The organism is Stenotrophomonas rhizophila (assembly GCF_007667275.1).
Lineage (GTDB): Bacteria > Pseudomonadota > Gammaproteobacteria > Xanthomonadales > Xanthomonadaceae > Stenotrophomonas > Stenotrophomonas maltophilia_AE.
The window spans coordinates 599,757-613,995 of the sequence record NZ_VDQT01000002.1 but is presented as its reverse complement, the minus strand read 5'-3'; the positions used below and the strand labels follow the sequence as shown (position 1 = coordinate 613,995).

The 14,239-nt window shown below is 67.2% G+C and carries 13 protein-coding genes; 4 read left to right on the top strand and 9 right to left on the bottom strand.

All coding sequences use genetic code 11. The annotated features are described in order from the left end of the window. Nucleotides 1-208 precede the first annotated feature (208 nt). The 5 genes from rodA to FSZ13_RS08815 form a co-directional block, all read right to left on the bottom strand. On the bottom strand, nt 209-1,321 hold the full coding sequence (gene rodA / locus FSZ13_RS08835) for a rod shape-determining protein RodA (protein WP_145479165.1): 1,113 nt from the start codon (nt 1,319-1,321) through the stop codon (nt 209-211). Next, nucleotides 1,318-3,381, bottom strand: a complete 2,064-nt coding sequence (mrdA, locus tag FSZ13_RS08830; protein ID WP_145479164.1) for a penicillin-binding protein 2 — start codon at nt 3,379-3,381, stop codon at nt 1,318-1,320. Before mrdA ends, rodA begins: the two co-directional genes overlap by 4 nt. Before the next feature lies 1 nt (nt 3,382). Then, nucleotides 3,383-3,868 (bottom strand): rod shape-determining protein MreD, encoded by a 486-nt coding sequence (gene mreD, locus FSZ13_RS08825; protein ID WP_145479163.1) that lies wholly within the window; start codon nt 3,866-3,868, stop codon nt 3,383-3,385. Continuing rightward, on the bottom strand, nt 3,865-4,863 hold the full coding sequence (gene mreC, locus FSZ13_RS08820) for a rod shape-determining protein MreC (protein WP_145479162.1): 999 nt from the start codon (nt 4,861-4,863) through the stop codon (nt 3,865-3,867). Before mreC ends, mreD begins: the two co-directional genes overlap by 4 nt. Before the next feature lie 132 nt (nt 4,864-4,995). After that, a complete protein-coding gene (locus FSZ13_RS08815) occupies nt 4,996-6,042 on the bottom strand; it encodes a rod shape-determining protein (protein WP_038686189.1) in 1,047 nt (348 codons plus the stop codon). A gap of 274 nt (nt 6,043-6,316) precedes the next feature. On the opposite strand from FSZ13_RS08815, the gene FSZ13_RS08810 reads away from it, so the two are divergent. After that, entirely contained in the window at nt 6,317-7,255 is a 939-nt protein-coding gene (locus FSZ13_RS08810; protein ID WP_145479161.1) for a carbohydrate kinase family protein, read from the top strand. A 323-nt stretch (nt 7,256-7,578) separates the two neighbouring features. Here FSZ13_RS08810 and FSZ13_RS08805 read toward each other — a convergent pair whose 3' ends face one another. The 3 genes from FSZ13_RS08805 to ubiE all read right to left on the bottom strand — a co-directional run bounded on the left by FSZ13_RS08805 (nt 7,579) and on the right by ubiE (nt 11,220). Next, on the bottom strand, nt 7,579-8,310 hold the full coding sequence (locus tag FSZ13_RS08805) for a hypothetical protein (RefSeq protein WP_145479160.1): 732 nt from the start codon (nt 8,308-8,310) through the stop codon (nt 7,579-7,581). Nucleotides 8,311-8,419: 109 nt separating this feature from the next. Next, nucleotides 8,420-10,354: a M1 family metallopeptidase gene (locus tag FSZ13_RS08800; protein WP_145479159.1), complete on the bottom strand. Its 1,935-nt coding sequence runs from the start codon at nt 10,352-10,354 to the stop codon at nt 8,420-8,422. Between the two features lie 104 nt (nt 10,355-10,458). Next, complete coding sequence (ubiE, locus tag FSZ13_RS08795; protein ID WP_145479158.1) at nt 10,459-11,220, bottom strand: bifunctional demethylmenaquinone methyltransferase/2-methoxy-6-polyprenyl-1,4-benzoquinol methylase UbiE; 762 nt, start codon at nt 11,218-11,220, stop codon at nt 10,459-10,461. Nucleotides 11,221-11,291: 71 nt separating this feature from the next. On the opposite strand from ubiE, the gene FSZ13_RS08790 reads away from it, so the two are divergent. The 3 genes from FSZ13_RS08790 (at nt 11,292) to FSZ13_RS08780 (ending at nt 12,738) form a co-directional block, all read left to right on the top strand. Next, nucleotides 11,292-11,744, top strand: a complete 453-nt coding sequence (locus FSZ13_RS08790) for a nucleoside deaminase (protein ID WP_145479157.1) — start codon at nt 11,292-11,294, stop codon at nt 11,742-11,744. A gap of 195 nt (nt 11,745-11,939) precedes the next feature. Next, complete coding sequence (locus tag FSZ13_RS08785) at nt 11,940-12,272, top strand: hypothetical protein (RefSeq protein WP_145479156.1); 333 nt, start codon at nt 11,940-11,942, stop codon at nt 12,270-12,272. 70 nt (nt 12,273-12,342) lie between these two features. Further along, nucleotides 12,343-12,738: a low affinity iron permease family protein gene (locus FSZ13_RS08780; RefSeq protein ID WP_145479155.1), complete on the top strand. Its 396-nt coding sequence runs from the start codon at nt 12,343-12,345 to the stop codon at nt 12,736-12,738. Nucleotides 12,739-12,807: 69 nt separating this feature from the next. On the opposite strand, the gene FSZ13_RS08775 is transcribed toward FSZ13_RS08780, so the two are convergent. Then, nucleotides 12,808-14,205, bottom strand: coding sequence for an efflux transporter outer membrane subunit (locus FSZ13_RS08775; protein WP_145479154.1), 1,398 nt, complete (start codon nt 14,203-14,205; stop codon nt 12,808-12,810). Between the last annotated feature and the right edge of the window lie 34 nt (nt 14,206-14,239).

Here is a 14,239-nt window from a genome sequence, read left to right as displayed (position 1 = left end):
TGATCAAGCGCATTCAGTTCTGTGAGCGACATCGCACTTTGTTGCCGACATGTTGACGGCGCCTACACCCACGGTGCCGGTTTCGGCATATTCGCATCGTTCTAAACACGCATTTGCGCAAAATCCGGCGGCAACGTCGCCGTTGTTTTGACTAGACATATCGAGTCGCGACGGAATGCCGCCGCGCGAGATCACGCGGACAGCCGCCTCAGCTGTAGCCGCCGTGCACCGGGTTGTGGCTGCGCGCCGCCATCACCAGGCCGAACCCGGCCAGCAGCGAAACCGCCGAAGTGCCGCCATAGCTGATCAGGGGCATCGGCACGCCCACCACCGGCAGCAGGCCGGAGATCATGCCGCCGTTGACCAGCACATACACGAAGAAGGCCAGGCCGGTGGCCCCGGCCAGCAGGCGCGAGTACGAGTCGCGCGACTGCGACGCGATCCACAGGCAGCGCCCGATCACCACCAGGTACAGGGCCAGCACGGTGGCCACGCCGATCCAGCCAAATTCCTCGCTGAGCACGGAGAAGGCGAAGTCGGTGGTCTGCTCGGGAATGAAGTTCAGGTGCGACTGCGAGCCCTGCCCCCAGCCCTTGCCATCCAGGCCACCGGACCCGATGGCGATCTTGGACTGGATGATGTTCCAACCCGCCCCCAGCGCGTCGCTTTCGGGGTCCAGGAACATCATGATGCGGTCCTTCTGGTACGGCCGCAGCAGCCAGATCCAGGCCACGGGCGCGGCCGCGGCAACGCCGCCCACCGCTACGCCCACCCACCACCAGGGCAGGCCGGCCAGCAGCAGCACGAAGGCACCGCTGGCCGCGATCAGCACGCCGGTGCCAAAGTCCGGCTGCAGCATCACCAGCCCGGTCGGCACGCCGATGATCACCGCGCTGACCAGCACGGTATTGAAGCGCGGCGGCAGCGGCATGCGGTGCAGGTACCAGGCCACCATCATCGGCAGGCTGACCTTGAGCAGTTCGGCCGGCTGCAGGTAGAACAGTTTCAGGTCCAGCCACTGGCGGCCGTACTTTCCGGTGCCGAGCACGAACACCGCCAGCAGCGGAATCATCGAGATCGCATAGATCAACGGCGTGGCCGAGCGGATGCGCAGGATCGACGCCCGCGAAATCAACCACAGCGCGACCAGGCCCACGCCGAATCGCGCGGCCTGCGCATACACCAGACCGTCGCCACCGGCACTCTTGAGCACCGACAGGCCGATCAGCATCAGCGCGCCCAGGGCCAGGCACAGCACCCAGTCCAGAGTGCTGCAGAAACGGACGGCCATGTCGGTCGCCCAGCGCAGGAACACCTTCATCGGGTGCGCTCCGGTGGCGTCGGGGGGGCGGCAGCAGGTGCCAGGGGCGTGCCGGGCACGGGGACGGGCGCCGGGACCGGTTCGGGCACGCCGACCTGCACCGGCACCCCGTCCAGCGCCGCGGCGGCGATGTCGCCGGCCTCGCGCGCGGTGCTGTCGCCTTCGACCGCGGTGATGCCGATCGCGGTGGTACCGCGCGCGCTGTCCAGCGGCTCCATGCCTTCGGGCATCTTGCCCAGCAGCCAGGCGTCGAACAGCTTGCGTGCGATCGGCGCCGCCGCCGAACCGCCGTAACCGCCACCTTCGACCGCAATGGCCAGCGCGATCACCGGGTTCTCGGCCGGGGCAAAGCCCACGAACAGCGAACGGTGCCGCAGGTGCATGGGCAGGCTCTTGGGATTCACCGCAGCGGTACCGCGGCGGCTGATCACCTGCGCGGTGCCGGTCTTGCCGGCGATGGTGTACGGCGCGCCGGCCGCGGCGCGGGCGCCGCTGCCGCCGGGGCGCATGGTCCCCATCATGCCTTCGCGCACGGCCTGCAGGTTGCCGGGACTGGGGCTGACCGGCTTGCTGGCGCCGGCCGGCGTGGCCACCCAGTCGGCGTCGAAGCCTTCGCGCTGCTGCATCACCAGGTGCGGGGTGCGCAGCTGGCCGTCGCCGATGCCGCCCACGCCATGCACCAGCTGCAGCGGGGTGACCTTCCAGTCGCCCTGGCCGATGCTGACGTTGACGGTGTCGCCGGGGTACCAGCGTTCCTTCCGCGACTTCGCCTTGTTCTGCGGCGACGGCAGGATCCCGCCGATCTCACCGGTCAGGTCGATCCCGGTCGGCTGGCCGAAGCCGTAGTAGCCCATGTAGTGGTCGAACTTCTCGATCCCCATGTCCAGGGCGAGCTTGTAGTAATAGGTGTTGACCGACTGGGTGATCGACTTGCGCAGGTCGGTCCAGCCGTGGCCGCTGCGGTTGGCGTCGCCCCAGCCGCGCGAGGTGCCCGGCAGGTAGAACATGCCGCTGGAGTAGATCCGGTCTTCGGGGCGGCGGGTGCCGCTGTCCAGCCCGGCCAGGCCGATCAGCGGCTTGATCGTCGAACCGGGCGCCACCCCACCCAGCACCAGGCGGTTGAACTGCGGGCGCGACGGGTTGTCGTTGAGCGCCTTGAAGTCGGTGTGCGAGATGCCGTTGACGAACAGGTTGGGGTCGTACGACGGCAGGCTGACCATGGCCAGGATCTCGCCGGTACGCGGATCCATCGCCACCGCCGAGCCTTCGAATTCGCCGAACGCGGCGACCATCGCGCGCTGCAGGTCGGCGTCGATGGACAGGCGCAGGTCGCTGCCGGACTGCGCCGGGACGCGGCCGATGGTGCGGATGGCACGGCCCTGCACGTTGGTTTCGACCTGCTCGTAGCCGACCTTGCCGCGCAGCTGCGTCTCGTAATAGCGCTCCAGCCCGGACTTGCCGATGTGGGTCAGCGCGGCATTGCCCTCGCCCAGCATCTCCAGGTCCTTGTCATCGACCCGGCCGACGTAGCCGATGACGTGCGCGAACAGGTCGCCGTAGGGGTAACGCCGGGTCAGGTACGGCTCCAGCTCGACCCCCGGGTAGCGCCAGCGGTCGACCGCGAAGCGCGCCATTTCCTCGTCGGTCACGCGCAGCTTCAGCGTCACCGGCAGGAAACTGCGGCGCGCCTTGCGCGACCTGTTGAAGGTCTCGATGTCTTCCGGGCTGAGGGCCAGGATCTTCGCCAGCCCGGCCAGGGTGGCGTCCATGTCCTTGACCTTGTCCGGGGTGATGTCGAGCCGGAACGCGGGCACGTTCTCGGCCAGCAGGCGCCCGTTGCGGTCGTAGATCATGCCGCGACCGGGCACCACCGGCCGCGGTTTGATCCGGTTGGCCTCGGAGCGGGTGGCGTAGATGTCGTGGTCGAGCACCTGCAGCTTGAAGTACCAGCCGCCCAGGCCGATCAGGCAGACCAGCACGCCCAGGAAGCCCAGCGCGGCGCGGCGCCGGAACTGTTCGGCCTCGGCGTGGGGGTTCTTGGCCTGGCGGCGCACGTACATGTCAGCGCCCGCGTCGTCCGAAGCGGACCGCGTCGAGCAGCACGAACACCAGCGGCCACAGGCCCATGCCCAGCAGCGGCGCCCACCAGTACGACCAGGGCAGGGTCGGTTCACCGACCGCGATGTGGACCACTGCGCTGACGATGCGGTCGTTGAACAGCAGGCCGCCGATCGCCAGCACCTGCTGCGACATCGGGAAGAAGCGGATGCGCGCGCGGAAGCGCTGCAGGATGAAGGTGAGCATGACCAGCCGCAGCGCCTGTTCGCCCAGCACCCCGCCATACAGCAGGTCGGCGATCACGCCGCAGATGAACGCCACGCCCAGGCCGACCCGGTCCGGGGCTTCGATCACCCAGTATGCCAGCACCAGCGCCAGCCAGTAGGGGCGCAGCGGCTGCAGCAGTTCGGGCAACGGCAGCAGGCCCAGCAACAGCGCCAGCACGATGCTGACCGGGAGCACCCACGGTTTGTCGCGCAGGCGGCTCATCGGGTGGGTTCCGTCGGGGATGGCTGGGGTGCGGGTTGGGTCGCTTGTGGCACGGTTTCCGTGGGCCGACTAACAGTCGGCGCTACCGGTGACGCAGGTGCAGACGCTGCCGGTCCGCCCGTACTGTCGGAAAGCTGGAGGTTGGGCGGGATCCGGATCGCGGCACCCGGTCGGAGCAGCAGCACGTCGCGGCCGCGGTCGAGCTTGGCTGCCGGGTCCAGCTGGCCGACCAGGAAGGCGTGGGTGTCGTCGGGGCGCAGGGCGGTGATTTTGCCGACCGGGAAGCCGGCCGGGAAACGGCCGCCCAACCCGGAGGTGACGATCTCATCGCCTACTTCGACGCCGGCGCTGAGCGGAATGTCACGCAGTTCCAGGGTATCGCCGCGGCCGTACACGATCAGGCGCACGCCGTTGCGGGCCACGGTGACCGGCACCGCGTGGTCGGGGTCGGTGAGCAGCAGCACGGTGGCGGTGCTGCCGGTGGTGGCGATCACCTGCCCCATCAGCCCGCCGGCGTCGATCACCGCCTGGCCCAGGTGCACGCCGTCGCGGCTGCCGGCGGCCAGCACCAGGCGCTGCTTCACCGGATCCAGGTCGATGTCCAGGATCGGCGCCAGCTGCACGTCCAGCCCGCTGCGCTCGGCCACGTTGAGCAGTTCGCGCAGCTGGGCGTTGTCCAGCGCAGCGGTCTGCAGGCGGGTCAGCCGCGCATTGGCGATCAGCAGCTGGTTGCGCAGTTCGCGGTTCTCATCCACCAGCTGGCCATGGCTGGCCGCGTTGTCCTTGACCTGGGTGCCCAGCCGGCCCGGCAGGCCGGCCAGCGCCCACACCGGCTGCACCAGCACGTTGGCCTGCGCGCGGGCGCGCGCCAGCCAGCCGGCCTGGTCGTCGAGCACGATCAGGGTGATGGCCAGGGCCAGGTAGGCGAGCAGCCGCAGCGGGCTGCTGGCATCGCCCTGGCGGGAGGCTACGGGAGGACCGGCGTAAGGCGGCACGAGGCGTTTCGAGGGTTCAAGGAAGGGGACGACGGGATGCGACAACGCCCCGGCGCTGCGATGCCCCGCGTGGCAGGCACGCAGCGGGCATCACGCCGCAGGGGCGCGTCCACGGAACCGCAACGGTACGACTTACTCCGGCGCAAAGAACTCGTTGCCGTGCATGTCGACCAGCTCCAGCGCTCGGCCGCCACCGCGGGCCACGCAGGTCAACGGGTCGTCGGCCACCTGCACGTGCAGGCCGGTTTCCTCGGAAATCAGGCGGTCCAGGTCGCGCAGCAGGGCGCCGCCACCGGTCAGCACGATGCCGCGTTCGGCGACGTCGGCGCACAGTTCCGGCGGGGTCTGCTCCAGCGCCAGCTTGACCGCGCTGACGATGCCCGACAGCGGCTCGTGCAGTGCTTCAAGCACTTCGTTGGAGTTGATCTTGATCATCTTCGGCACGCCCTCGGCGAGGTTGCGCCCGGAGATTTCCATCTCGATCACTTCCGCCTGCGGGTAGGCGCAGCCCAGCTCGACCTTGATCCGCTCGGCCGTGGCTTCGCCGATCAGCATGCCGTGGTTGCGACGCACGTAGTTGGTGATCGACTCGTCGAACCGGTCGCCGCCGATGCGCACCGAGGCCGAATAGACGATGCCGTTCAGCGAGATCACCGCCACTTCGGTGGTGCCGCCGCCGATGTCGATGACCATCGAGCCACGGGCTTCGGTGACCGGCATGCCGGCGCCGATCGCGGCGGCCATCGGCTCTTCGATCAGGAACACGTCACGGGCACCGGCCTCCTCGGCCGATTCCTTGATGGCGCGGCGTTCGACCTGGGTCGAACCGGCCGGCACGCAGACCAGTACGCGCGGGCTCGGGCGCAGGAAGCGCGACTTGTGCACCTTCTTGATGAAGTGCTTGAGCATCGCCTCGGTATAGGTGAAATCGGCGATGACGCCGTCCTTCATCGGGCGGATGGTGGTGATGTGGCCCGGGGTACGGCCCAGCATCTGCTTGGCCTCGGCGCCGACCGCGGCGACCGAACGGGTGCCGCCGATGGCGCGGTCCTGGCGCACGGCCACGACCGACGGTTCGTTCAGCACGATCCCCTGCCCGCGCACGTAGATGAGGGTATTGGCCGTGCCCAGGTCGATGGACAGGTCATTGGAGAACATGCCACGCAGTTTCTTGAACATCTGGGAGTTGATCCTGAGGGGTGTCGCGCCCAACGCGGGATGGCGAAAAATTGGGCAGAATTCGAGGTCGACAAGCCTAGCAATCCCCCTGTTCGCGAGCAAGGAGAAATGTCCCCCAAACCCAGCCTTGGCGGCCATTCAGCCGAATCCGGACAGCCGGGGTTCTGGCCCTGCGGCGCCGCACCCGTTAACCTTTGCGCCATTGGGCGCCTCCGGGCGCCGTTTCGTTGCCCGCCCGGCGGGCCTCAAACCCCATTCGCATAGGCCTTAATCGATGTCCGCTTTGATCTGTGGTTCTCTTGCCTTCGACACCATCATGGTGTTCCCGGACCAGTTCAAGAATCACATCCTGCCGGACAAGGTGCACATCCTGAACGTGTCGTTCCTGGTGCCGCGCATGCGCCGCGAGTTCGGTGGCTGCGCCGGCAACATCGCCTATAACCTGCACCTGCTGGGTGGCGACCCGATCCCGATGGGCACGGTGGGATCGGATTTCGGCCCGTATCGCGAGTATTTCCAGGGCCTGGGCATCGACCTGAGCCGGGTCAAGGTGATCGACGAACTGTTCACCCCGCAGGCCTTCATCACCACCGACCACGACAACAACCAGATCACCGCCTTCCATCCGGGCGCGATGATGCGCTCCTACGAAAACCACGTGAAGGACGTGCCGGGGGTGACCCTGGGCCTGGTCGGCCCGGACGGCCGTGAAGGCATGATCCAGAACTCGCAGGAGTTCTTCGACGCCGGCGTGCCGTTCATCTTCGACCCGGGCCAGGCGATGCCGCTGTTCAATGGGCCGGAGCTGCGCACCTTCATCGAGCAGGCCGACTACGTGGTGGTCAACGACTACGAGTCCAACCTGCTGCAGGAGCGTACCGGCTGGGACGAAAAGGAAATCGTGAGCCGGGTCAAGGCCTACATCACCACCCGCGGCCCGAAGGGCGCGGTGATCCATACCCCGGAAAAGACCTACGACATCCCGCCGGCGCACGAACGCCGCGTGGTGGATCCGACCGGCTGTGGTGACGCCTTCCGCGCCGGCCTGATCTACGGCATCGAGAAGGGCTACGACTGGCTGACCATCGGCCGCATGGGCAACCTGATGGGTGCGCTGAAGGTCGAGCACCCGGGCACGCAGAACCAGCGGTTCACCTTTGATGAGTTCAACGAGCAGTTCAAACAGCAGTTCGGTTACGCGCTGAGCGCGTAATCGAACTGCTGGTTGAACTGCTCGCCCAGGATTCGCCTTTGGCGAATCCTGGGCCCCGAGGCATTTCACCTATCCCCGCGCCTTCGGCGCGCCCCCTTAACAGAAGGGGGCTGTTGCCCCAGAGGGGGGACCGGCGCTTTCCGTACCGACCAACGGTCGGTACCTACCGGGGGGGACATCGGTTCGTACGAAACGTGCGATACCCGGGGCGGGACATCGGTTCTTACGGAGCGTGCGATACCGGGGCCGCGACATCGGTTCGTACGGGGCGTGCGATATCGGTAGGTGCCGACCGTTGGTCGGCACGCTGCTTCACCGGGCGATCAATTCCACCAGTTCGGCATCCTGCTGGCGTCCACGCCGCCGGTTTCGAAGACGGCGGTGCGGGTGCCGCCGGCCTTGACCGGGAATTCGATGCTGATGGACTTCGCCTTGCGTGCGAGCTTCCACAGCGCCTTCTGGTCGGTGATGAACATGGCGATGGCCTCGTCGGTCTTCGGGCGCCAGGCAGCCATGTTGATCGGCTTGCCGTCGTCCACGGTGACCTTGACGGTGCACTGCGGGCAGCGGAAATCGCCGGCCTGCAGGACCAGGTAGGCGTGCCGCTTCCATTCGGGATGGTCGCGGAAGATCAGCTGCACCGGCTTGGGCCCGCTGCCGTCCACGTCCACGCGCTCCCTGCTGTAGATCGAGGCCGACACCTGGTTGCCCTTGCTGCCCACCGCCACCTGGTTGTACTGCCACAGGCCCTGCATGCGGCGAAGCTCGCGCGCGGTGTCGGCCTTGGCCTTGACCTCGGCGTAGCCCGGCTCGATGCGCGCGGCCACGTCGGTGTCCTTGTACTGGTCCAGCAGCGACCCACCGTGGATGCGCGCGCGCTCCCAATCCTGCGCGGCCACGGCCATGTCGTACTGCTTGGCCACGCCTTCGGCCTTTGCTTCCTGCTGTGCCTTGGCAGCGGCGGCAGCGGCCTCCTGCGCCCTGCGCTCTTCTTCCGGGTTGCTGCAGGCCGCCAGGGCGAACGCGCAGGCAGCGGCGAGGATCAGTCGTTTCATTGCAGAAGTCCGGTTCGGGTGCGGCTCCGAGTGTACCGGTAGCGCAAACGCAAAAAAAACGGCGGGGTTGCCCCCGCCGCTTCCCATGCATCCTGCGCTGCAACCGCCGTTACGGTGCGGCCGGGCTCGCCTTGTCCAGCATGTCCTGCACCGATGCGGTGGTGATCGGGTGGTAGCTGGGCTTGGCCTTTTCGAAGGCCGCCTTGGCGAAGGCCAGGCCTTCCGGGGTCTTCACCAGTTCGGCGTAGATCGGCAGGATCAGCTTGCGACGGCCCACGCGCTCGATGAACGCACCGGCCGCTTCATTGGCTTCGGCATAGCCGCTGCGGATCGCCAGCGGGTACCAGCGCATGGCGATCTCACCGTTGGCGGTACCGGTGAACTTGTACGCACGGTCCAGCGCGGCCAGTTTCTCCACCGGCAGTGTCTTGCCCAGGCCGTCGATGAAGTGCACCCACTCCTGGGTACCCCACTCACCGGTGATCTGCGCGTTCGGCAGGGTGCCGCTGCCCTGCCAGGCAATACGTGCGGTGTCGACGATGCTGAAGCTGCGCGAGCGCGCCTTGGCCGCGAACGCCGGAATGCCCGGCTCTTCCAGCCATGCTTTCAGCTCGGCATCGGTGACGGCGCCGGGCTTCTTGGGCAGCAGGTTCTTCTTCAGGTACTCGACGAACTGGTCGGTGTTGGCGCTCTGGAAGGCGTGGTCATCGAACCAGCCACGCAGGAACGGGTCGAAGATCTCGCGGCCAAAGCGCTGCTCCAGGAACTGCAGGAACCACGAACCCTTGACGTAGGCGACGTTGCTCAGCGCTTCGTCCGGGTCGCGTTCGGTCAGCGGCGGCAGGGCCAGCGCCTGGTCGGCCGGGCTCATGTCCTTGACCTCCGCGAGCAGGTCGTTCTGGTCGATCTCGCGCTCCATCTCGGCCATCTCCTGGCCATACAGCGCCTCGGTGATGCGGCCCTGGACGTAGGTGGTGAAGCCTTCGTTGAGCCAGATGTCCTTCCAGCTCGAGTTGGTCACCAGGTTGCCCGACCAGCTGTGCGCCAGCTCATGGGCGACCAGCGACACCAGCGACTTGTCGCCGACGATCACGGTCGGGGTGGCGAAGGTCAGGCGCGGGTTCTCCATGCCGCCGAACGGGAACGACGGCGGCAGCACCAGCATGTCGTAGCGGCCCCAGCGATACTCGCCGTAGAGCTTCTCGGCCGCACCGATCATCTTCTCGGTGTCTTCGAACTCCTTGGCGGCCTTGCCGACCATGGTCGGTTCGGCCCACACGCCGGAGCGGCCGGAGATCGGTTCGAATACCAGGTCACCGGCGGCGATGGCCAGCAGGTAGGACGGAATCGGCTGCGGCATCTTGAAGGTGTAGTCACCGTCACGCGCTGCCTTGGGGTCGTTGTCGGCGCTCATCAGCACCATCACGTCCGGACGCGAGGTCACGTGCGCGCTGTAGGTGAAACGCACGCTCGGCGTGTCCTGCAGCGGCACCCAGGAGCGGGCGTGGATGGCCTGCGACTGGCTGAACATGAAGGGCAGCTGCTTGCCTTCGGTCATCGACGGCTCCAGCCACTGCAGGCCCGAGGCGGTCGGCGCGGTGTGGTAGGTCACCAGGACCTTGCCCGGCTGTTCCGGGGCGTCGATGGTCAGCTTGCTGCCGAACACCTTGTCGGCCGGGGCCAGCGCGAACTGCAGCGGCGCGGTCTTGCCATCGGCTGCCACGGCTTCGACCTTTTCAATGGTCAGCTCGCGGGTATCGAGCACGAGCTGCTTGGCGGCCTTGTCCTTCCACTCCAGGGTGTAGGTGGCGGTACCGCCGATCTGCCGGCTGTCGAAGTCCAGCTTCAGGTCCAGCGCCAGGTCCTTGATGACGACCTTGTCCGGCTCGGCGTAGGAACTCTCATCGTGGCTGCGGTTGGCGGCTTTCACGGCGTTGTCGGCGCTCGGCTGGGCGGCGGGGGCCGCGGTCGGGGCGGCGGGCTCTTTGGAGCAGCCGGCGGCAAGCGCAACGGCCAGGGGAATCAGCAGGAACGGGGATCGCATGAATCGGGACCGATCAGGGTGAAACCGCCAGTTTACCCCTCCCGGAAGCTGAATACGGAATGCCCCGCCGTAGCGGGGCAGAGCCAGCGGGGCAGAGCCCCGCTCTACACCTTGTAGCCGGAGTGGATCGAGACGATCCCGCCGGTCAGGTTCTTGTAGTGGCAGCGGGCGAAGCCGGCCTCACCCATCATGGTCTTCAGCGCTTCCTGCGGCGGGTGCTTGCGGATGCTTTCGGCCAGGTACTGGTAGCTGGCGCCATCGCGTGCGAACAACTGGCCCAGCTTCGGCAGGATCTTGAACGAGTGGAAATCGTAGATCGGCTTGAACCAGTCCGCGGTGACTTCCGAGAACTCCAGCACGCGGGCCTGGCCGCCGACCTTCAGCACGCGGTACATCTCGCGCAGCGCCGCGTCCTTGTCGGTGACGTTGCGCAGCCCGAAGGCGATGGTGACCAGGTCGAAGCTGGCGTCCGGGAACGGCAACGCCTCGGCGTTGAGCTGCACGAAATCCAGGCCGGCGACCACGCCGCGGTTGGTCAGGCGGTCGCGGCCCACGGTCAGCATGCCCGCGTTGATGTCGCCCACCACGACGGTACCCTCGTCACCGACCCGCTCCTTGAGCAGCACCGCGATGTCGCCGGTGCCGCCGGCCAGGTCGAGCACGCTGTCGCCCGGCTTCACCTGCGCGGTGGCCACGTAGTAGCGCTTCCACGCCCGGTGGATGCCCAGGCTCATCAGGTCGTTCATCAGGTCGTAGTTGCGCGCGACCGAGGTGAACACTTCGCCCACCAGCTTCTGCTTGTCCGTGGCGGCAACGTCACGGAAGCCGAAATGGGTGGTGCCAGTCTTGTAGGGGGATTCGCTCATGACCCCGATTATCGCACCGCTCGCCAGTCTGCGGCACCTTATGATGCCCCCTTCTCCCCCATGGACTGCCCATGCTCATCACCCCCGACTACGCCGCCCTGCTCAAGACCGCCATCGACGAGGCCCGCCAGGGCCTGGCCGAAGGCGGCATCCCCATCGGCGCGGCGCTGTACCACAACGACGGGCGCCTGCTCGGCTGTGGCCACAACCGCCGCGTGCAGGAAGGCGACCCGTCGGTGCACGGCGAAACCGATGCCTTCCGCAAGGCCGGCCGCCAGCGCCGCTACCAGGACACCATCATGGTCACCACCCTGGCCCCTTGCTGGTACTGCAGCGGGCTGGTCCGCCAGTTCAACATCGGCACCGTGGTGGTGGGTGAATCGGTGACCTTCCAGGGCGGCATCGACTGGCTGCGCGAGAACGGCGTGCAGGTCATCGACATGCAGAACCAGGAGTGCATCGACCTGCTGGGCGGATTCATCTCCGCCCACCCCGAGGTCTGGAACGAAGACATCGGCGAGTGATCCGTACCGCACCGTGCGCACCTGTGCACGGTGCGGGCCGAAGGCGTCGCCATCGACCTGCGAGCGCGGGTCGCAGTCATGAACACTTCAGGCGCGAAGGTTGGTGCGCACGCCCGCTGCACATCGCCATGACACCCCATGCACTGGATGTTACGCATCATCAGGGTGTCTTCTTCCCTGTGAATCGACGCGACCATGTCCTCTGTACCACTGTCCATTCCCGCCGTCATCGACGTCGACGCCGAGATCAACTATTGGCGCACCCAGCACACCCAGGGCAAGCTGAAACTGTCCTCGTTCGGGAATTACGTGCCGTGGGTCAAGTTCGCCTGCAACTCGTTGATCTCCAAGCCGCACGCGGACGACCGAGAGCGCGCCCGCACCTTCAAGGAGCATTTCGACTACCAGATCCTGCCGCGCTTGAGCGAGGACGAGGCGCGCGAGTTCGTCGAGCAGGTGTGGGAACACGTGTACCTGACCAGCCAGCACGACCAGAACGCCCGTCCCCGCCTCACTGCCCGCGCCTGAGCGCTCGCTGCACGGGGCCTACACGCCGCCCCGGCACATGATGGCGCAACGCCACTTCGTTCCGGTGCCGATGAAACTCCGCAGCCTCTTCAACCTGGTCGCCAAGAAAGCGTCCTATGCCGCGGGCACCCCATGGACCTTCCTCGGTGCGCTCTGCATCGTGGTCATCTGGGGCCTGAGCGGACCCGTATTCAAATTCAACGACACCTGGCAGCTGGTGATCAACACCGGCACCACCATCATCACCTTCCTGATGGTGTTCCTGATCCAGCACAGCCAGAACGCCGACACCGCCGCCATCCAGATCAAGCTGGATGAGCTGATCCGGGTGACGGCCGAGGCCAACAACGAACTGCTGGACCTGGAAGAACTCGACGAGGAACGACTGGAGGAAATCCGGCGAACCTACGAGGCGATGGCCAGAGAAGCGACGCAGACGCTGCAGCGGCGGCGTGGGGGCGGCTGACGATTCCCTGCATTGCGTGGGACACGCATGGCGTGTCGCTACGTCGGATCTGCGGATCCGACCGGACGTTCAACGCGCGGCGACTTCGCCCCGCTCGTACCAGCCGCCGCCCAGTACCTTGTACAGCGCCACCTGGTTCGACTGCTGCGCCAGCTGCGTGCTCACCCGCGACTGCCGCGCCGTGTACGCCGTCCGCCGCGCATCCAGCAGGGTCAGGAAGCTGTCCAGGCCGGCGTCGTAGCGTGCCTGCGACAGCCGCTGCGCCTGTTCGGCAGCGGCCACCAGGGCCTGCTGCGAGACCAGCTGGGCGTCCAGGCTTTCGTTGAGCGCCAGCGCGTCGGCCGCCTCGCGGAACCCGGACTGGATCGCCTGTTCATACCGCGCCAGGGCGATATCGCGGTTGGCGTTGGCCACGCCCAGACCGGCGCGCAGTTTGCCACCCTGGAAGATCGGCAGGTTCAGGGTCGGCATGAAACTCCACACCCGCGTGCCGGAATCGAACAACCCCGACAGTTCCGACGACGCCGAACCCACGCTGCCGGTCAGGCTGATCGAGGGGAAGAAGGCCGCGCGCGCCGCGCCGATATTGGCGTTGGCCGCCATCAGCGTGTGTTCGGCGGCCATCACGTCGGGCCGCCGCAGCAGCACGTCGCCGGGCACGCCGCCGGGTATCGCGCGCACGGCAGCGACCGCGGTCGCTTCGCTGTCCGGCAGCAGCGCGTCATCCACCGGTCCACCGGCAAGCAGCATCAGCGCGTTGCGGTCCTGCGCCAGCTGCCCTTGGAAACGGGCGACGTCGGTACGCGCGGTTTCGACCAGGGTGCGGGTCTGGCTCAGCTCCAGCGCCGACACCCCACCGAGCCGATGCCGCGCTTCGCTCAGGCGCAGCGAGTCTTCGTAGCTGGACAGCGTAGCCTGGGAGATCTTCAGCTGTTCGCTGTCCGCGCCCAGGGTCAGCCACGCGTTGGCCACTTCGGCCACCAGCGCCAGCTGCGCACTGCGCCGGTTGGCCGCTTCGGCAAAGTACTGCTGCAGGGCGGCCTGGCTGAGGCTGCGCACGCGGCCGAACAGGTCCAGCTCGAATTCGACCACGCCGAGGTTGGCGCTGAACTGTTCGGCGACCGGGACATCGCCACCGCTGCGGGTCATCTGTCCCTGCACCCCCACTGCGGGAACCCGGTCGGCACGCTGGATGCGGTACTGCGCGCGCGCCTTGTCCACGTTCAGCACGGCCACGCGCAGGTCGCGGTTGTTCTGCAGCGACTGTGCGATCACGGCCTGCAGGCGCGGGTCGACAAAGAAGTCGCGCCAGCCGATGTCGGCCACTTCCACCGACGATGCGGTGTCCGTCGTGGCTGGCCATTGCGCCGGGATGGCCGGGGCGACCTCGGTGCTGCGCGGTTCCAGCATGGCGCAGCCGGACAGCAGCAGCGCGGAAAGGGAGAGGAAGAGATGCGTGGGTTTCATTGTATGGATTCCGTTTTGGATCGCCTGGGCCGGC